The organism is Intestinimonas massiliensis (ex Afouda et al. 2020) (assembly GCF_900626285.1).
Taxonomy (GTDB): Bacteria; Bacillota; Clostridia; order Oscillospirales; family Oscillospiraceae; genus Flavonifractor; species Flavonifractor massiliensis_A.
In genome coordinates this window covers 2,134,768-2,152,865 of record NZ_LR131147.1, presented here as the reverse complement: position 1 = coordinate 2,152,865, position 18,098 = coordinate 2,134,768, and the positions used below count along the sequence as shown (strand labels likewise).

General features: G+C 64.9%; 16 protein-coding genes and 1 other annotated feature. Of the genes, 14 read left to right on the top strand and 2 right to left on the bottom strand.

All coding sequences use genetic code 11. The annotated features are described in order from the left end of the window. The 14 genes from E0E41_RS10765 to E0E41_RS19135 all read left to right on the top strand — a co-directional run bounded on the left by E0E41_RS10765 (nt 1) and on the right by E0E41_RS19135 (nt 15,890). Nucleotides 1-1,287, top strand: coding sequence for an HlyD family efflux transporter periplasmic adaptor subunit (locus E0E41_RS10765; RefSeq protein WP_130869905.1), 1,287 nt, complete (start codon nt 1-3; stop codon nt 1,285-1,287). Nucleotides 1,288-1,315: 28 nt separating this feature from the next. Further along, the gene (locus E0E41_RS10760) at nt 1,316-2,023 is read left to right on the top strand and encodes a YggS family pyridoxal phosphate-dependent enzyme (RefSeq protein WP_130869904.1); all 708 of its coding nucleotides are present in this window, start codon (nt 1,316-1,318) and stop codon (nt 2,021-2,023) included. A gap of 31 nt (nt 2,024-2,054) precedes the next feature. After that, complete coding sequence (locus E0E41_RS10755) at nt 2,055-2,555, top strand: cell division protein SepF (RefSeq protein ID WP_130869903.1); 501 nt, start codon at nt 2,055-2,057, stop codon at nt 2,553-2,555. 21 nt (nt 2,556-2,576) lie between these two features. Then, complete coding sequence (locus E0E41_RS10750; protein ID WP_130869902.1) at nt 2,577-3,293, top strand: DivIVA domain-containing protein; 717 nt, start codon at nt 2,577-2,579, stop codon at nt 3,291-3,293. Nucleotides 3,294-3,374: 81 nt separating this feature from the next. Continuing rightward, nucleotides 3,375-3,591 (top strand) — a binding site (T-box leader). A gap of 62 nt (nt 3,592-3,653) precedes the next feature. Beyond that, nucleotides 3,654-6,449, top strand: coding sequence for an isoleucine--tRNA ligase (ileS, locus tag E0E41_RS10745; protein WP_130869901.1), 2,796 nt, complete (start codon nt 3,654-3,656; stop codon nt 6,447-6,449). A 168-nt stretch (nt 6,450-6,617) separates the two neighbouring features. After that, nucleotides 6,618-8,612, top strand: coding sequence for a DHH family phosphoesterase (locus E0E41_RS10740; RefSeq protein WP_130869900.1), 1,995 nt, complete (start codon nt 6,618-6,620; stop codon nt 8,610-8,612). Nucleotides 8,613-8,639: 27 nt separating this feature from the next. Next, nucleotides 8,640-9,086 (top strand): 50S ribosomal protein L9, encoded by a 447-nt coding sequence (gene rplI / locus E0E41_RS10735; RefSeq protein ID WP_130869899.1) that lies wholly within the window; start codon nt 8,640-8,642, stop codon nt 9,084-9,086. A 54-nt stretch (nt 9,087-9,140) separates the two neighbouring features. Then, nucleotides 9,141-10,493, top strand: a complete 1,353-nt coding sequence (gene dnaB, locus E0E41_RS10730; protein WP_130869898.1) for a replicative DNA helicase — start codon at nt 9,141-9,143, stop codon at nt 10,491-10,493. 9 nt (nt 10,494-10,502) lie between these two features. Continuing rightward, nucleotides 10,503-11,873 (top strand): tRNA lysidine(34) synthetase TilS, encoded by a 1,371-nt coding sequence (gene tilS / locus E0E41_RS10725; RefSeq protein ID WP_130869897.1) that lies wholly within the window; start codon nt 10,503-10,505, stop codon nt 11,871-11,873. Between the two features lie 11 nt (nt 11,874-11,884). Next, nucleotides 11,885-12,436 (top strand): hypoxanthine phosphoribosyltransferase, encoded by a 552-nt coding sequence (gene hpt, locus E0E41_RS10720; protein WP_130869896.1) that lies wholly within the window; start codon nt 11,885-11,887, stop codon nt 12,434-12,436. A 39-nt stretch (nt 12,437-12,475) separates the two neighbouring features. Then, complete coding sequence (ftsH, locus tag E0E41_RS10715; protein WP_368019914.1) at nt 12,476-14,431, top strand: ATP-dependent zinc metalloprotease FtsH; 1,956 nt, start codon at nt 12,476-12,478, stop codon at nt 14,429-14,431. After that, on the top strand, nt 14,424-14,936 hold the full coding sequence (locus tag E0E41_RS10710) for an O-acetyl-ADP-ribose deacetylase (RefSeq protein ID WP_130869895.1): 513 nt from the start codon (nt 14,424-14,426) through the stop codon (nt 14,934-14,936). Before ftsH ends, E0E41_RS10710 begins: the two co-directional genes overlap by 8 nt. A gap of 121 nt (nt 14,937-15,057) precedes the next feature. After that, the gene (locus tag E0E41_RS10705; RefSeq protein ID WP_130869894.1) at nt 15,058-15,699 is read left to right on the top strand and encodes a peptidoglycan recognition protein family protein; all 642 of its coding nucleotides are present in this window, start codon (nt 15,058-15,060) and stop codon (nt 15,697-15,699) included. 65 nt (nt 15,700-15,764) lie between these two features. Next, nucleotides 15,765-15,890 (top strand): hypothetical protein, encoded by a 126-nt coding sequence (locus E0E41_RS19135; RefSeq protein WP_278045184.1) that lies wholly within the window; start codon nt 15,765-15,767, stop codon nt 15,888-15,890. 54 nt (nt 15,891-15,944) lie between these two features. On the opposite strand, the gene E0E41_RS10700 is transcribed toward E0E41_RS19135, so the two are convergent. Together E0E41_RS10700 and E0E41_RS10695 are read right to left on the bottom strand one after the other, a co-directional pair. Continuing rightward, nucleotides 15,945-17,381: a M20/M25/M40 family metallo-hydrolase gene (locus E0E41_RS10700; protein WP_130869893.1), complete on the bottom strand. Its 1,437-nt coding sequence runs from the start codon at nt 17,379-17,381 to the stop codon at nt 15,945-15,947. A gap of 64 nt (nt 17,382-17,445) precedes the next feature. After that, nucleotides 17,446-18,003 carry a sporulation protein gene (locus E0E41_RS10695; RefSeq protein ID WP_130869892.1) on the bottom strand — a complete coding sequence of 186 codons (558 nt, stop codon included), beginning with the start codon at nt 18,001-18,003 and terminating at the stop codon, nt 17,446-17,448. Nucleotides 18,004-18,098: the final 95 nt, after the last annotated feature.

Sequence of the window (18,098 nt, the reverse complement as noted above, 5' to 3'; positions counted from 1 at the left end):
ATGAAGCAAGGTACCCTGAACAGTAGAATCGTGATGCTGGCGCTGCTGGCGGCGGTGGTGATCTATCTGGGCGTGTCCGCGTGGCACAGCTTCCGGGACCCCTTCACCACGGCGGTGACCTACTCCTACACGGTGGACGACAGCATGGAGGCCACCGGCTTTCTGGTGCGGCAGGAGCAGGTGCTCACCAACACCGGCGGCGTGGTGGAGCTGCTGCCCCAGGAGGGGGAGAAGGTGGCCAAGGGGGGGACGGTGGCCCTGCTCTACCAGGATTCCTCCGGCCTGGAGCAGAAGCAGCAGCTCCAGCAGCTCCAGCTGGAAAAGGAGCAGCTGGAGTACGCCCTGGAGCGCTCGGACGTGGGGGGCGGCGATTCCGGTCAGCTGAGTGAGCAGGTGCTGGACGCCATTGTGGCCCTGCGCGCCTCGGTGGCCTCAGGGGATCTGACGGGCCTGGAGAGCCAGGCAATGGATCTGAAGAGCCTGGTGTACAAGCGGGAGTACGCCTATACGGATACGACCGGGGAGGGGGAGGACAGCGCGGCCTCCATCCAGGCGGCCCTGGACAGTGTGAACAGCCAGATCTCCGCCCTGTCCTCCCAGGCAGCCCAGAGCACCAACCGCGTCACCGCCAGCCAGTCGGGGGTTTTCTCCGGCTATGTGGACGGATATGAGAGCCTGCTCACCCCGGACATGCTGGGGACCATCACCGCCGACCAGCTGGCCCAGCTGGCCCGGCAGCGGCCGGCGGAGGACAATACCGCCATCGGCAAGCTCATCACCGACACCACCTGGTACTTCGCCTGCACCCTGCCGGAGGAGGACGCCGGGCGGCTGGTGGAGGGGCGGAAGGTGACCGTCCGCTTCTCCCGGGACTGGTCCGGCGAGGTGAGCATGACGGTGGAGCGGATCGGCGATCCGACGGACAGCCAGTGTGTGGTGGTGCTGTCCACCGACAAATATCTGTCCGACACCACCCTCCTCCGCCGCCAGACGGTGGAGCTGGTGTTTGATTCCATTACCGGCGTGCGGGTGCCCAAGGAGGCCCTGCGGGTGGAGCAGCGGACCGTTACCGACGAGGAGACCGGGGAGGAATCCCAGGTGTCGGTCCCCGGGGTGTACGCCCTGGTGGGCGAGCAGGCGGAGTTCAAGCCTGTGACCATTCTGAGCCAGAGCGACAGCTTCGCCCTGGTGGAGGCGGCCGATATGACCGACCGGAAGGGCCTGCGGGCCGGGGACATCGTCATTGTGGCCTCGGAGGACCTGTATGACGGCAAGGTCATCCAATAGAAAAAAGAGCATGGGGGAGGAATTCCAAATGACGCTGGAAGAAAAGATCGCCCAGGTGAAGGAGAATATCGCCCGGGCCGCCCGGGAGGCCGGCCGTGACCCGGCGGAGGTCACCCTGGTGGCGGCCACCAAGGTGCAGACCTCGGATACCATCCGGCAGGCCATCGCCGGAGGCGTGGCCATCTGCGGGGAGAACCGGGTGCAGGAGATGACCGCCCATCTGGACGACGACGCCTACGCCGGCGCGGCCCTGCACTTCATCGGCCATCTGCAGACCAACAAGGTCAGGCAGGTGGTGGGCCGGGTGGACCTGATCGAGTCGGTGGGCTCGGAGCACCTGCTGGACGCCATCGAGGCCCAGGCCGCCAAGCTGGACCTGGTGCAGGACATTTTGCTGGAGGTAAATATTGGAGGCGAGGAATCCAAGAGCGGTGTGGCCCCGGAGGAGGTACTGGCCCTGGCGGAGAAGGCGGCGGCCTGCCCCCATGTGCGGCTGCGGGGACTGATGGCCATCCCCCCCATTGTGGACCATCCCGGCGGAAACCGGCCATTTTTTGCAAAAATGTATCAGCTTTATGTTGACATAAGAACGAAATTGGACCATAATGGGACTGTTATAAACTGTCTATCTATGGGAATGAGCGGCGACTATGAGGACGCCGTGCGGGAGGGCGCCACCCTGGTCCGGGTGGGTACCGCCCTGTTCGGACCCCGCCCGCCGATGAAAAAAGGATAACCCAGGACAGAAATTCGGGAGGTAAACCGAAATGGGATTTTTTGATGAGCTGAAGCGTCTGGCCCGCCCCTACGAGGATGAGGAAGAGGACGAGGAGTTTGACGACTTTGAGCCTGTTTCCCGCAGCGAGCGGATGGACCGCACCGGCGGCGACCGGGCGGAGCGGCGGAGCAGCAAGCTCCAGGACACCAACGCCGGTATGTTCACCCCGGAGCCGGAGCGCCGGAGCAACAAAGTGGTGAACATCCACACCACCACCCAGCTGCAGGTGGTGCTGGTGAAGCCCGAGCGGTTTGAAAACGCCAGCGAGATCGCCGACCACCTGCGGGAGAAGCGCACGGTGGTGCTCAACCTGGAGTCCACCAACAAGGACATTGCCCGCCGCCTGCTGGACTTCCTGTCCGGCGTGGCCTACGCCAACGAGGGCAAGATCAAGAAGGTGGCCATCTCCACTTACATCATCACGCCGTATAACGTCGATATTTTAGGCGATTTAATCGACGAGTTAGAAAATAACGGCCTGTATTTCTAAACGGAGCGAGGGGAATCAACTATGCTGACACCGCAGGAAGTCTCTGAGCACGCCTTTGCCAAGGCGTCTTTCGGCGGATACAATATGGCCATGGTGGACGAATTCCTGGACGTACTGACGGAGGACTATACCGCCCTGTACAAGGAAAACGCCACCCTGAAGGCCAAGATGAAGGTGCTGGTGGACAAGGTGGAGGAGTACCGCTCCACCGAGGACGCCATGCGCAAGGCCCTGCTCACCGCCCAGAAGATGGCGGATGATCTGGTGGACGAGGCCAAGCAGAAGCGGGACAAGCTGCTGCAGAACGCCGAGGCGGACGCCAAGGCCCGCATCGGGGAGATCCAGCAGGAGATCCGGGACGAGCAGCTGCGGCTGGCCGCGGCCCAGAACGCCACCGACGCCTATGTGGCCAAGCTGAAGGAGCTCTATCAGCATGAGATGGACTACCTGAGCGGCCTGTCCAAGCTCACCGCGCCTGTGGAGCAGCCTGACCCGGTGGATACCGCCGTAAAGGACATTGAGCAGAACGTGGAGAAGCTGGTCCGGCAGGAGGAGAGCGCCCCCCAGGCGGAGCCCGCGCCCCAGGCGGAGGGCGGGCTGTACGCCGAGCTGATGGAGCTCAACCGGAACGGCGGGGAGGCCCAGGACAAGCCGGAGGCGGAGGATGAGGTAGAGGAACCCACCCGCCGCATCGACTTTGATCATCTGCAGTTCGGCAAGGATTACGAAATCCGGTAAATCCCCTTGACAGGAACCCTGCAAACAGGTAAGATACTGGGAGACGCCGTTTTTGGCGTCTCCCAGTGGATTTTTTCATCAGAAAATGCTGTGATGAGGACGAGTACCCACCCCGCACCTGCCCAGAGAGCCGCCGTTTGGTGCAAGGCGGTCAGGAGGGATGGCGAAGATCACCTCGGAGCGGCCCGCCGAACACAGTAAGCGGGCACGGCTGGCCCCGTTACCGGCCTTTGAGTGGTCCCGGCACGTCCGGGACAACGAGAGTGGTACCGCAGAGGTGTGCGCCTTTGTCTCTTGGGAGACGGAGGCGCTTTTTGTTTACCCCAAAAACAAAAATTTACGATAGAAGGAGAACCACCCATGGATTACAACCAGACCGTCCATCTGCCCCAGACCGACTTTCCCATGCGGGCGGGGCTGCCCAAGCGTGAGCCGGACATGCTCAAGGAGATGTACGACCACGACCTGTACCACAAGATGACTGCCCGCAACGAGGGCAAGCCCAGCTTCGTCCTCCACGACGGCCCTCCGTATGCCAACGGCAACATCCACATCGGCACCGCCCTGAACAAGATCCTGAAGGACATGATCGTCAAGCACAAGAACATGACCGGCCACTATGCCCCCTATGTGCCCGGCTGGGACACCCACGGTCTGCCCATCGAGTCCGCCGTTCTGAAGGACAAGAAGGTGAAGCGGGACGAGATGACCACTGCCCAGTTCCGCACCAAGTGCCGGGAGTACGCCGAGGGCTACATCGCCAAGATGACCGGGCAGTTCCAGCGCCTGGGCGTGCTGGGCGAGTGGGAGAACCCCTATATCACCCTGCTGCCCGAGTTTGAGGCCAAGCAGATCGAGGTCTTCGGCAAGATGGCCGAGAAGGGCCTCATCTACAAGGGCATGAAGCCGGTGTACTGGTGCCCCTCCGACCAGACCGCTCTGGCCGAGGCCGAGATCGAGTACGCCGACGACCCCTGTACCACCATCTTTGTCAAATTCCCCGTCCGGGACGACAAGGGCAAGCTGGGCCAGTACACCGACCTGAAGAAAACCTACTTCGTGATCTGGACCACCACCCCCTGGACCATCCCCGGCAACTTCGCCATCTGCCTGAACGCCGAGTTCGACTACGTGCTGCTCCAGGTGCCCAATGGGGATGTGTATATCCTGGCCAAGGACCTGGCCGAGAGCGTGTGCAAGGCCGCCCACATCGACTATGACGCCTGCCAGGTGCTGGCTACCCTGAAGGGGTCCGAGTTTGAGCTGATGACCGCCACCCACCCCCTGTTCGACCGGGAGAGCGTGATTCTCAACGGCGACCACGTGACCCTGGACGCCGGCTCCGGCTGCGTCCACACCGCCCCCGGCTTCGGCGCCGAGGACTTCCAGATCTGCCAGCAGTACGACAAGGCCGGCCTGACCCACATCGGCGTGCCCGTGCCCGTCAACGCCAAGGGCGTCATGACCGACGAGCGCTACAACGGCCAGTTCTACGCCAAGGGCAACGACATGGTGGTGGAGGACCTGGAGAAGGAGGGGTTCCTGGTAGCCAAGGAGAAGATCACCCACTCCTACCCCCACTGCTGGCGCTGCAAGAACCCCATCATCTACCGTGCCACCGAGCAGTGGTTCTGCTCCGTGGACGCCATCAAGGACGCCGCCGTCAAGGCCTGCGACTCCATCCAGTGGAAGCCTGAGTGGGGCAAGGAGCGCATGATCTCCATGATCTCCGAGCGCTCCGACTGGTGCATCTCCCGTCAGCGCGTGTGGGGCGTGCCCATCCCCATCTTCTACTGCGACGACTGCGGGGCCGACATCGTCACCCCCGAGACCATCGCCCACGTGGCCCAGCTCTTCCGGGAGCACGGCTCCAACATCTGGTTTGACAAGGAGCCCAAGGATCTGCTGCCCGAGGGCTTCGTGTGCCCAAAGTGCGGCAAGGCCCACTTCACCAAAGAGACCGACATCATGGACGTGTGGTTCGACTCCGGCTCCACCTGGGCCGCCGTGGCCGCCGAGCGTCCCTACCTGAAGTACCCCGCCGACCTGTACCTGGAGGGCGGCGACCAGTACCGCGGCTGGTTCCAGTCCTCCATGCTCACCTCCATCGCCGTCAACGGCGTGGCCCCCTATCACCAGATCGCCACCCACGGCTGGACCGTGGACGGCGAGGGCAAGGCCATGCACAAGTCCCTGGGCAACGCCGTCTCCCCCGACGAGGTCATCAAGGAGTACGGCGCCGATATGCTGCGGCTGTGGGTGGCCTCCGCCGACTACACCCAGGACATGCGCATCTCCAAGGACATCATGAAGCAGCTGAGCCAGGCCTACCTGAAGATCCGCAACACCGCCCGGTATATGCTGGGCAACCTGTGCGACTTCGACCCCGATGCCGACCTGGTGCCGGTGGACCAGCTGATGGATCTGGACCGGTTCGCCCTGTCCTCCTTCAACGAGCTGGTCAAGACCGCCCGGGCCGCCTACGACAAGTACGAGTTCCACGGGGTCTACCGTGCCGTGTACAACTTCTGCGTGGTGGATATGTCCAACTTCTATCTGGACATCATCAAGGATCGCCTGTACTGCGGCAACCAGGCCGAGCGCCGCTCCGCCCAGACCGCCCTGTACCATATCCTGGACGGCATGACCCGCCTCATCGCCCCCATCCTGGCCTTCACCTCCGACGAGATCTGGCACGCCATGAAGCACGCCAAGGACGTGAACGCCGAGAGCGTGCTCCTCAACGACATGCCGGATGACAACGCCGCCTTTACCCTGGACGAGGCCGCCCAGGCGCGGTGGAACAAGCTGGTCAGCCTGCGGGACGCCGTCAACAAGGCCCTGGAGAACGCCCGCAATGCCGGCGTGTTCAAGAAGGCCCAGGATACCGAGGTCACCATCTCCGTGTCTGCTGAGGACGCTGCCGCCCTGGCCGCCGAGGATCTGGCCAGCCTGTGCATCGTCTCCAAGGTCACCGTCACCACCGAGGCCGTGGAGGGCGAGAAGAATGAGGACTGCCTGATCCCCTGCACCATCGCCGTCAAGCTGTCCGAGGCACCCAAGTGCCCCCGCTGCTGGAACCACAACGAGCACATCGGCACCGAGGGACATCACGCCGAGCTGTGCGACCGCTGCGCCGCCGTGGTGGGCGAGTAAACCATATAAGCAAAGAGGACGCCGTGACTACTCACGGCGTCCTCTTTTGTGGCTTTGGAGACACAGGCCTCCGGCGGCACAGACGCCCCTTGTATTCGGACGGGTTCTTTGATATAATAATATCTCTTATTATGGGTCGCTATGCAATCTGCCGCCGGGAGGTGTCTCATGCGGAAAAATAAACTATCTCACCTGGTAGAGCCCAGTTTTCGACTGTATTTTGTGTTTTTGATCCTGTTTGCCGTGGTGACCGCCCTGTTCTCCATTCCGGTGGCGGTGATCCAGCTGACGGTGGTCTTTATCCTCTACCTGTACTTCCGCCGCAGCAGCGCGGTGCGCCAGAAGGAAATCCTGAAATACATTGAGAACGTCACCTGCAACATGGATTCAGCCACCAAGGACACCATGGTCAATGCCCCGCTGCCCATGGTGATCTTCCGGCCGGAGAACGACGAGGTGATCTGGTCCAACGACCGCTTTCTCCAGATCACCGGGGAGCGGGACCACCTGTTTGACACCAAGATCACCGCGGCGGTGCCCGACTTCTCCTCCCGCTGGCTGATGGAGGGCAAGACCGAGTGCCCCACCGAGGTGCGCATCGGGGACCGGCGGTTCCTGGTGTACGGCCACCTGGTCCGCACGGAGGAGCAGGGTGCCCGGGGCTACCTGGCCACCACCTACTGGGTGGACGTCACCGATTTTGCCCAGGTGCGGGATGAGTTCTACTCCAGCCGCCCGGTGGTTGCCATCCTGACGGTGGACAACTACGAGGAACTGATGAAGGGCGCCACCGACAACGCCAAATCCGCCATGCGCAGTGAGATCGACGAGAGGCTTGCTCAGTGGGTGGCCCCCGCTCAGGGCGTGTTCATCCGGTACGAGCGGGACCGTTACCTGTTCGTGTTTGAGGAAAAATTCCTGGCCCAGTTCCAGGAGGGCAAGTACGCCGTGCTGGACAGCGTCCGGCAGGTGACCAGCCCCTCCGGCATCCAGGCCACCCTGTCCATCGGCATCGGCAAGGACGCCGACAGCCTGGGCGAGCTGTTCCAGTTCGCCGCCCTGTCGGTGGAGATGGCCCTGAGCCGGGGCGGCGACCAGGTGGTGGTGAAGAACAAGTTCAACTTCGAGTTCTTCGGCGGCCGCACCAAGGAGCTGGAGAAACGCACCAAAGTGAAGAGCCGGGTGATGGCCAACGCCCTGGGCGAGCTGATGGCCTCTGCCTCCACGGTGTTTGTCATGGGCCACAAGTACCCCGACCTGGACTGCATCGGCGCCGCCTCCGGTGTGTGCGCCATGGCCCGGAAGAAGGGCGCCCCCGTCCACATCGTGCGGGAGCCGGGGGTGAACCCGGCCAGCGAGATGTGCGACCGGCTGGCCCAGGTGCCCGAGTACAAGGACGTGTTCGTCTCCCCCCAGGACGCCATCCTGCTGGCCGACGCCAACTGCCTGCTGGTGGTGGTGGACACCAACCGGCCGGAGCAGGTGGTGAGCCAGGACCTGCTGGAGGCGGTCCACAAGGTGGCGGTCATCGACCACCACCGCCGGGCGTCCTCCTATATCGCCGACGCCGCCCTCAACTTCCACGAGCCCTATGCCTCCTCCGCCAGCGAGCTGGTCACCGAGCTGCTGCAGTACCTGCTGGAGCCGGCGGACCTGCTGAAGATCGAGGCGGAGGCCCTGCTGGCGGGCATTACCCTGGACACCAAGCAGTTCACCATGCGCACCGGCAGCCGCACCTTTGAGGCGGCGGCCTTCCTGCGGAGAAGCGGTGCCGACACCGGCGACGTGAAGAAGCTGTTCCAGAACGACCTGGAGGGCACCATCGCCAAGTACGACATCATCCAGAACGCCAAGATGTACAAGGCGGGCATCGCCGTCGCCCGGGTGGACCACACCGTGGGGCGCATCACCGCCGCCCAGGCCGCCGACGAGCTGCTGAACATCTCGGGCATCGACACCTCCTTCGTGCTGTTTCCCGACGCCGAGGGCCGGGTGATCCTGTCCGCCCGCAGCATGGGAGACGTGAACGTCCAGGTGGTGCTGGAGAAGCTGGGGGGCGGCGGCAACGCCGCCACCGCCGGGGCCCAGGTGTCCGGCAAGACTGTGGACGAGGTGACCCGGATGCTGCTCCAGGCCATTGACCAATATCTTGAAAATGACTAACCAACCCAAAGAAAGGATCGAATAACCATGAAAGTGATTTTACAGCAGGACGTGAAGGGCCAGGGCAAGAAGGGCCAGCTCATCGAGGCCAGCGACGGCTATGCCCGCAATTTCCTTCTGCCCCGCAAGCTGGCTGTGCCGGCCACCGCTGAGAACATCAACACCATGAAGATGCAGGAGAAGGCCAAGAAGGCCCAGGAGGCCGCCGAGAAGGCGGAGGCCGAGGCCACCGCCGCCAAGCTGAAGGAGCTGAGCGTGAAGGTAGTGGCCAAGGGGGGCAACGGGGGCCGTCTGTTCGGCGCCGTCACCTCCAAGGAGATCGCCGATGCCCTGAACGCCCAGCACGGCATCAACATCCAGAAGACCAAGATCGTCCAGGACGAGCCCATCAAGGCCTTCGGCACCTACGAGCTGAAGGTGAAGCTGGGCTACGAGGTCACCGGCACCCTGAAGGTGGTCGTGGCCGAACAGTAAAAGCATGCAGGGGCCGATGTCCCCATCGGCCCGCACACCAGGGAGGTGGAGCGTATGGCAACGGAAGAGGAGCTGCTGCTGCGGCAGATGCCCCACAGCGTGGAGGCCGAGCAGAGCGTGCTGGGCTCCATGCTCATTGACGCCCGGTGTGTGCCCGAGGTCATCGAGGAACTGAAGCCGGATGACTTCTACCTGCGCACCAACCGGGAGATCTACGAGACCATCTATTCCATGTTCAACTTTTCCCTCACCATCGACCCGGTGACGGTGCTGGATCACATGAAGCAGAACGGGGTGTACGACGAGAACACGTCCCGGAACTACATCCTGCAGCTGATGGAGATCACCCCCACGGCAGCCAATGTGAAGGAATATGTCACCATTGTTAAGGACAAAGCCCTGCTGCGGCGCATTGCCGAGACGGCGGGGGAGCTGACCGCCCTGGTGCAGGGAGGGGCGGACACCGCCCAGACGGTGCTGGACATCGCCGAGCAGCGGATCTACGCCATCCGGCAGGGGCGGGCCGCCCAGGGCCTGACCCACATCTCCAGCGTGATCCTGAACGTCTATGAGCGGCTGAACGAGCTGGCCGCCAGCGGCCAGGCGGTACCCGGCCTGAGTACCGGCCTGCCCGACGTGGACGCTGCCATCTCCGGCCTGAACAAGTCCGACCTGATCCTACTGGCCGCCCGGCCCGGCATGGGCAAGACCTCCTTCGCCCTCAACCTGCTGCTCCACGCCGGTAAATTCTCCGGCAAAACGGTGGTGTTCTTTTCCCTGGAAATGAGCCGGGAGCAGCTGGCCATGCGCCTCATCTCCAGCGAATCCTTTGTGGACAACAAAAAGTTGGTCACCGGCAACCTGGGGGAGGAGGACTGGACCAAGATCGCCGCCGCCTCCGCCGCCCTGAACCAGACCCAGATCCTGATCGACGACAACCCGTCTCTCAGCGTGGCCGACATGAACGCCAAGTGCCGCCGGGTGGACAACCTGGGGCTGGTGGTCATCGACTACCTGCAGCTGATGACCTCCGCCGGCGGCCCCCAGCGCAGCGGCGACAACCGGCAGCAGATCGTGTCCGACATCTCCCGGGCCCTGAAGATCATGGCCAAGGACCTGAACGTGCCGGTGGTCTGTCTGTCCCAGCTGTCCCGTGGTCCCGAGAGCCGGTCGGACAAGCGGCCCATGCTGTCCGACCTGCGTGAATCGGGCGCCATCGAGCAGGATGCCGATATCGTCATGTTCCTCTACCGGGACGACTATTATAATGAGGACAGCGAGAACCACAACCTGGCCGAGTGCATCATCGCCAAAAACCGCCACGGCGAGACCCGGACGGTGGAGCTGCAGTGGCTGCCCGAGTACACCACCTTCTCCTCCATCGACCGGAGACACAGTGAGTATTAAGGAGAACCTATGCTGGAGACCGTCAGAGCCCTGACAACGGAATACGATATGCTCCCCCGGGGCGGCAGGGTGCTGTGCGCCGTGTCCGGCGGGGCGGATTCCATCTGCCTGCTCCACCTGCTCCACAGCCTGTCGGCGGAGGGGGGCTTCACCGTGGCCGCCGCCCACTACCACCACGGGATGCGGGGCGAGGCCGCCGATTCCGACGCCGCCTTTGTGGAACATTTCTGCAAGGAGCGGAACATCCCCTGCGTGGTGGAGCGGGGGGACGTGTACGGCGAGGCGGAGCGCCTTGGCCTGGGAGTGGAGGAGACCGGCCGCCAGCTGCGGTATGAGTTCCTCCGCCGGACGGCGGAACAGCTGGGCTGTGACCGCATCGCCACCGCCCACAACGCCGACGACAATCTGGAGACCCTGCTGCTCCACCTGGTGCGGGGGGCCGGGCTCCACGGCCTGGCAGGCATCCCGCCCCGGCGGGGCGCGGTCGTCCGGCCTCTGCTCACCACCTCCCGGGCGGCCATCGAGGCCTATCTGGCCGAACACGGGCTGGGCCATGTGGAGGACTGCACCAATTCCGACGACAGCTACGCCCGCAACCGCATCCGCCATCAGGTGGTGCCGGTGCTGCGGCAGCTCAACCCCCGGCTCACCGAGAGCGCGGCGGAGACCATGGGGTATCTCCGGGCCGACAACGACTATATGAACGCCCAGGCCGCCGCGGCCTGTTCCCACGCCCGCTGGGCGGAGGACGACCTGGTGATCGAGGCAAAGTATATCGCCCAGCTCCCCGCCGCCATCGCCCCCCGGGCGGCCCGGCGGATGCTGGAGATGATGGGGGACGGCAACACCGACTGCTCCGCCGCCCATCTGAAGGCCATTGTGGACCTGGCAACGGGGGATGACCCGTCGGCAGTGGCCTTCCTGCCCAATGGGCGGCTGGTGCAGCGGGTGTACAAGGACCTGCTGTTCACCACCCAGTCCGACCCCCTGCCCCCCTTCGTCCCCACCCCCCTGAACCTGGAGGGGGAGACGGCGCCGGAGGGGACGCCCTGGCGGTGCAGCTGCCGGGCGGCAGACTGTCCGCCTGCGGGCGAAGAGGTCCCCGGGGCCTTCTACCTGGCCCGGGCGGGCCTGGAGGAGCCGCTGGTGCTCCGTCCCCGGCAGACCGGGGATGAAATCGCCCTGCCCCGCCGGGGCGGGACCAAGACCGTAAAAAAATTGTTCATCGACGAAAAAGTGCCCCGCCGGGAACGGGAACGGGTACCCATCCTGGCCGACGGCCGGGGGGTGCTGGCGGTGGCGGGCTTCGGCCCGGACAAGAGCCGCCTGGCCCAGCCGGGGCAGAGCGCCTATGAACTGATTTTTTGGAAAAAAGAGTGAGGAGACAAGGTATGGAACACATTCTGGACAAGGACGTGGAGCGGGTCCTCTTCTCCGAGGAGGAACTGAAGAACCGGGTGGCGGAGATCGCCGCCGAGATCGACCGGGACTACGCCGGGAAGGAGCCGCTGCTGGTCAGCGTGCTGCGGGGCTCCTTTGTATTCATGGCCGACCTGGTGCGGCAGATCACCCTGCCCTGCACGGTGGACTTTATGGCGGTGTCCTCTTATGGGGCGGGCACCTCCAGCTCCGGCCAGGTGAAGATCATCAAGGACCTGTCCGAGCACATCGAGGGCAAGGACGTGATCGTAGTGGAGGACATTCTGGACAGCGGCAACACCCTGAGCTATCTGCTCCAGCTGCTCCAGGCCAGGAAGCCCGCCTCCGTGCGGCTGTGCACCCTGCTGGATAAGCCCTCCCGCCGCACCAAGGAAGTGACGGTCAGCTACTCCGGCTTCTCCATCCCCGACTACTTCGTGGTGGGCTACGGGCTGGACTACGCGGAAAAATACCGCAACCTGCCCTATATCGGGGTGCTCAAGCCCTCCGTGTACGGCGGGTAATCACCGGCAGATCTTGCCCGGAAAGGATGTGGCCATTTTTTGAAACGAAACGGAAGCTTACGCGATGTGGGCTTTTACCTGCTCATCGCGCTGATCCTGGTGCTCACCATGTTCGCCCTGCGGGGCGGGCTGGACGGCCAGGAGGAGGTCACCTACGGCCAGATCCGCCGCCTGCTGGAGGAACAGCAGGTGTCCCAGGTGTCCCTCCAGGATGACGGGACCCTGACCCTCTGGCTGAAGGAGCCGGTGGACGGTCAGGCCACGGTGCGCTACGACGTGGGCAACCCCCAGTGGTTCTATGACGACTTCAACGACACCATCGTGGAGCAGCAGCGGCTGGGGATCATCTCCGACTACGACTACCCCAAGGCCTGGGAGCCCCCCTATTGGGTGACGGCCTACCTGCCCTGGGTGGCCATTCTGGTGGTATTCGGCCTGCTGTGGTATTTCATGTTCCTGCGGCAGGCCGGCGGCGGTGGCGGAGGAGGCGGCGTGGACCGCACCGCCCGGTTTGGCCGGGCCCGTACCCGCACCGGCGCCGACGAGCAGAAGAAGGTCACCTTTGACGACGTGGCCGGGGCCGAGGAGGAGAAGGAGGAGCTGCAGGAGATCGTGGAGTTCCTCCGGGACCCCAAGCGCTACCTGGAGCTGGGCGCCCGCATCCCCAAGGGCGTGCTGCTGGTGGGCCCTCCGGGCACCGGCAAGACCCTGCTGGCCAAGGCTGTGGCCGGCGAGGCGGGGGTCCACTTCCTGTCCATCTCCGGCTCCGACTTTGTGGAGTTGTATGTGGGCGTGGGCGCCAGCCGGGTCCGGGACCTGTTCGACCAGGCCAAGAAGAACGCCCCTGCCATCGTGTTTATCGACGAGATCGACGCCGTGGGCCGCCAGAGAGGCGCCGGCCTGGGCGGTGGCCATGACGAGCGGGAGCAGACCCTGAACCAGCTGCTGGTTGAGATGGACGGCTTCGGCAACAACGAGGGCGTGGTGGTCATGGCGGCCACCAACCGGCAGGATATCCTGGACCCCGCCCTGCTGCGTCCCGGCCGGTTCGACCGGCAGGTGTACGTGGGCTATCCCGACATCAAGGGCCGGGAGGCCATTCTGAAGGTCCACGCCCGCAACAAGCCCCTGGGGGACGACGTGTCCCTGGCGGAGCTGGCCAAGGGCACCGGCGGCTTTACCGGCGCCGATCTGGAGAACCTGATGAACGAGGCGGCCCTGCTGGCCGCCCGGCAGCACCACCGGTTCATCGCCATGAAGGACCTGAACGAGGCCGTCATCAAGGTCATCGCCGGTCCGGAGAAGAAGAGCCGGGTGGTCATCGAGCGGGAGCGGAAGCTCACCGCCTACCACGAGGCGGGCCACGCCATCGTGATCCACGACCTGGACACCCAGGACCCGGTGCATCAGATCACCATTATCCCCCGGGGCATGGCGGGCGGCATGACCATCTCCCTGCCCCAGGAGGACGTGACCTTCCAGTCCAAGCGGCAGCTCACCGAGCGCATCGCCGTCTGCCTGGGCGGCCGGGCTGCCGAGCAGATGGCCCTGGGCGACATCTCCACCGGTGCGGGCAGCGACCTGCAGAAGGCCAGCTCCATTGCCCGGAACATGGTCACCCGCTACGGCATGAGCGACCGGCTGGGCAACGTGGTGTTCGACTCCGGCCATGACGAGGTGTTCATCGGCCGGTCCATGGCCCAGACCAAGAACTACTCGGAAGAGGTGGCCGCCCTTATCGACGAGGAGATCAAGTCCCTCATCGACAGCGCCTACGCCCGCTGTCAGCAGATCCTGACCGCCCGGCGGAAGGAACTGGACTTTGTGGCCGACTACCTGCTGAAGTATGAGAACATGGACGCCGCCGACTTTGAGCTGGTGTTCACCAACCCCGACGCCGTGCAGCCCCCCGCCTCCTACCAGGCGGTGGAGGCCGAGGCCAGGGAGCAGCCGGAAGCGGATCAGCCTGAGGACGAGGAAACAGACGATGAGTAAGATCGAGACCATGCTGGGGGACATCACCCGGGTAGCGGCGGATGCCATCGTCAACGCCGCCAACCGCACACTGCTGGGAGGCGGCGGAGTGGATGGCGCCATCCACCGGGCGGCGGGACCGGAGCTGCTGGCCGAGTGCCGCACCCTCCACGGCTGCGAGACCGGCCAGGCCAAGATTACAAAGGGTTATAAACTGCCCGCAAAATACGTGATTCACACCCCCGGCCCTATCTGGAAGGGTGGCAGCAGCGGGGAGCGGGAGCTGCTGGCCTCCAGCTACCGCAGCTGCCTGGAGCTGGCGGCGGAGTACGGCTGCAAGACCGTGGCCTTCCCCTCCATCTCCACGGGAGTGTACCGCTTCCCCCTGGAGCTGGCCGCCCCCATCGCAGTCAGGGCCGTCCGGGACTTTCTGGCGGACCACCCCCAGGTGGAGCAGGTGATCTTCGTCTGCTTCTCCCAGCAGGTGAAGGACGCCTACGACCAGGCCCTGGCACAGACGGAATGAACACAGCCCCCGCGCCGCAGGCGCGGGGGCTGTCTCTTTTAACGTAAGAAATCTGTAAGAGACGATGGGGTCGAATCCTGCTATAATAGACAGGAACTCAAAAACCAAGGAGGTCCCAGCCATGCCCGCACAGACCACACCCACCCGCCGCCGGAGGAGAAAACGCAGCCGCCGGCGGTTCCCCCTGCTCCCCGTTCTGGTGGTGCTGGTGGCGGTACTGGCTGTCGTCAAGTGGATGGACCCCTTCGCCCCCCGGCAGAAGGAGGCCCCCCAGGATGTGCCCGACTGGATTACCGTGGACCTGCTGCCCGTCAACCCCTACTCCCGGCCGGGCATCGCCCTGGAGCAGGTCAACGGCATTGTCATCCACTACGTGGGCAATCCGGGTACCACGGCGGAGCAGAACCACAGCTACTTCGAGAACCTGGCCCGGACCGGGGAGACCTACGCCTCCAGCCACTTCCTGGTGGGGCTGGACGGGGAGATCCTCCAGAACGTCCCCCTGGACGAGATCGCCTACTGCTCCAACCAGCGCAATGAGGACACCATCTCCATCGAGTGCTGCCACCCCGACGACACCGGGGAATTCAACCAGGCCACCTACGATTCCCTGGTGAAACTCACCCGCTGGCTGATGGACTACTACGGCCTGGACACCAGCCAGGTCATCCGCCACTACGACGTGACGGGCAAGATCTGCCCCAAGTCCTTTGTGGACCACCCGGAGGAGTGGGAGCAGTTCCTGGCGGATCTGCAAGAATAGTCCGGTTTATTGGACAGCGCCTCTGCTATTCTGTATCCAGAACAAGCGGAAAGGAGCGCTGAACGATGAACTATGAGATCCGGTATGTACATGGACATGTGGAGGTCTACGACCAGGCGGGCCGCTTCTGCTGCTCCGGAGACAACGAGCGGGAGGCGCTGGCCGAGCTGGAGGACTTTGCCGCGGCGTAAGGCGGCGTAGGATAAAAAAGGACCGGACGGCCTGAGCCGTCCGGTCCTTGCTTGTCACAGAGCCTCCAGGGTGCCCGCCAGCAGCAGCACATAGTCGGGGATGGTGTCCAGGGGGGCCCGCTCATCCACCGAGTGGGCGTCCAGAATGTCCGGCCCGGTGCTGGCCATCACCAGCCCCGGGGCCTTGGCCTGGAAGATGGAGGGCTCCAGCCCCACGTGGACCGCGCTGATCTCCAGGCTGTGGCCGGTCTGGGCCCGCCAAACCTGGTCCATGGTGGCCGCCAGGGGGTTGTTCCGGTCCCCCGGCCAGCCGGGGTAGCCGGTGACAGTGCCGGTAAAGCCGTGGGCCTTGGCCAGGGCCTCGTGCCGGGCGGCCAGCTCCTTCTCATCCGTCTGATGGGCGGCCCGGAGGAAGGTGCACACCCGGAAGACGCCGCCCTCCGCATCTGCCCGGCCCAGATTGGCGGAGGCCCCCACCACTCCGGGGAAGGCCGGATCCATGGCGTACACCCCGTGGTACAGGCCGTTGAGGAAGGCCAGGGTGTGGGCCTGGAAGGAGGCGGTCCATACCGTTTCCGGCCCCTGGATGGGGACACAGCCGGCCAGCAGGCCGGGGTCGGTCTCCCGATACAGCTCCAGCGCGTCCCGGAGCAGGGTCAGATCGGGCTCCCTGGGGGCAAAGACCACCGCCTCCGCCTGAGCGGGAATGGCGTTGTGGGCCAGTCCGCCGGACAGGCCGGCGATCCGCCCGCCGGGCAGGCCCGCCAGATATCCGGCCAGCAGCCGGATGGGGTTGCCCCGCCCCCGGTGGATGTCGTCCCCCGAGTGCCCTCCCAGCCCGCCGGTGAGGGTGATGCGCCAGGCGGGCAGATCGGGGGCGGGCTCGGTCTCCAGGTGCCGGGTCCAGGTCTCCCGCCGCCCTCCGGCGGAGCCCACAATGGCCCGGCCCAGGTGGAAGCCGTCGGTGTTCAGCAGGCAGCCGCCGTCGGCCAGCCAGGCCGGGTCCACCTCCTTGGCCCCCGCCAGGCCCACCTCCTCCGCGGTGGTGAACAGCAGGGTCAGGGGCCCGTGGGCCACCTGGCCGGTGGACAGCAGCCACAGCACCGCCGCGTTGCCCAGGCCGTTGTCCGCCCCCAGGGAGGAGCGGCCGTCGCTGCGGAGGAAGCCGTCCTTTACCACAATGGTCACCGGGTCTGTCTCCGGCCGGAAGTCTCCGGCGGCGGCGCACACCATATCCATGTGGCCCTGGAGAATGAGCCGGGGCCGCCCCTCCCGGCCGTGGCAGGCGGGCAGACGGCACAGCAGATTGCCCGCCCCGTCCCGCAGGGGCAGGCCGCCCAGCCGTTCCCGCAGGAAGGCGGTATAGTCCTCACTGGTGAGAGCCTCCCCGTGGGAGGGGTGGGGATGGCGGGAGAGCCGGCGGAACACATCCTCCACGCCCTGCGCAATGGCCCGGCGGCCGCCCAGTCGCTCCAGCAGCGTCATGGTCATGGTATATCACATCCTTTGGGAGTATTGTACCACGGCCCCGGCGTTTTTGCACCTGAAAATACACTCAGGGGTTCAGGATCTCCCACACCCCCAGCGCCACCAACAGCACCCCCGAGAGGGGAAGGGCGAACCGGCCCAGAAGCCGCCCTGCCAGCCCGTCCCCCAGGGCCCGGCCCAGGGGAAGGGCGGCCAGAGTACACACCAGATTGGCCAGGGCGGCCAGGCCGGGGCTGACCCCCGACACCCCGGCGGCCACCCCCATGCCCGCGTTGTTCACCGCCAGGGCAGCAGCCAGGGCCACCCAGTCCCAGAGGCTGGAGCCCCGGGCGTTGGGGGCGGCCTCGGGGCCGCCGGCGGCGCGCAGCCAGTCCAGTACGCACCACAGCCCCATGCCCACCAGCACCAGCCCGCCCAGAGGGGCAACCACCCCCGCCGCCGCGGCCTGTTTTCCCAGGGCCAGGGACAGCCAGGTGATGAGGGTGGTGAGCCCGGCGATGACCAGCCGCTGGGCCCGTCCGGGCCGCACTCCCCGGACGGCCCAGCCCATGGCCAGAAGCACCGTGTCCAGATTACAGGCGGCGGCAAACACCGCCGCCGCGCCCAAAAGTGAAAGCCATTCCATAGGAAACCTCCTGTACCGGCCATCCTATTCGGAACACGAATCAGCGGTGCATGGGGTGGTTTTTCTGGAATAGGTGTGATATACTCTACTTTAAT

What these genes read in the sequence shown, in the direction of transcription:
- E0E41_RS10765 (WP_130869905.1), top strand. Translation starts at nt 1, where the DNA reads ATGAAGCAAGGTACCCTGAACAGTAGAATCGTGATGCTGGCGCTGCTG.
- E0E41_RS10760 (WP_130869904.1), top strand. Translation starts at nt 1,316, where the DNA reads ATGACGCTGGAAGAAAAGATCGCCCAGGTGAAGGAGAATATCGCCCGG.
- E0E41_RS10755 (WP_130869903.1), top strand. Translation starts at nt 2,055, where the DNA reads ATGGGATTTTTTGATGAGCTGAAGCGTCTGGCCCGCCCCTACGAGGAT.
- E0E41_RS10750 (WP_130869902.1), top strand. Translation starts at nt 2,577, where the DNA reads ATGCTGACACCGCAGGAAGTCTCTGAGCACGCCTTTGCCAAGGCGTCT.
- ileS (WP_130869901.1), top strand. Translation starts at nt 3,654, where the DNA reads ATGGATTACAACCAGACCGTCCATCTGCCCCAGACCGACTTTCCCATG.
- E0E41_RS10740 (WP_130869900.1), top strand. Translation starts at nt 6,618, where the DNA reads ATGCGGAAAAATAAACTATCTCACCTGGTAGAGCCCAGTTTTCGACTG.
- rplI (WP_130869899.1), top strand. Translation starts at nt 8,640, where the DNA reads ATGAAAGTGATTTTACAGCAGGACGTGAAGGGCCAGGGCAAGAAGGGC.
- dnaB (WP_130869898.1), top strand. Translation starts at nt 9,141, where the DNA reads ATGGCAACGGAAGAGGAGCTGCTGCTGCGGCAGATGCCCCACAGCGTG.
- tilS (WP_130869897.1), top strand. Translation starts at nt 10,503, where the DNA reads ATGCTGGAGACCGTCAGAGCCCTGACAACGGAATACGATATGCTCCCC.
- hpt (WP_130869896.1), top strand. Translation starts at nt 11,885, where the DNA reads ATGGAACACATTCTGGACAAGGACGTGGAGCGGGTCCTCTTCTCCGAG.
- E0E41_RS10710 (WP_130869895.1), top strand. Translation starts at nt 14,424, where the DNA reads ATGAGTAAGATCGAGACCATGCTGGGGGACATCACCCGGGTAGCGGCG.
- E0E41_RS10705 (WP_130869894.1), top strand. Translation starts at nt 15,058, where the DNA reads ATGCCCGCACAGACCACACCCACCCGCCGCCGGAGGAGAAAACGCAGC.
- E0E41_RS19135 (WP_278045184.1), top strand. Translation starts at nt 15,765, where the DNA reads ATGAACTATGAGATCCGGTATGTACATGGACATGTGGAGGTCTACGAC.
- E0E41_RS10700 (WP_130869893.1), bottom strand. Translation starts at nt 17,381, where the DNA reads ATGACCATGACGCTGCTGGAGCGACTGGGCGGCCGCCGGGCCATTGCG.
- E0E41_RS10695 (WP_130869892.1), bottom strand. Translation starts at nt 18,003, where the DNA reads ATGGAATGGCTTTCACTTTTGGGCGCGGCGGCGGTGTTTGCCGCCGCC.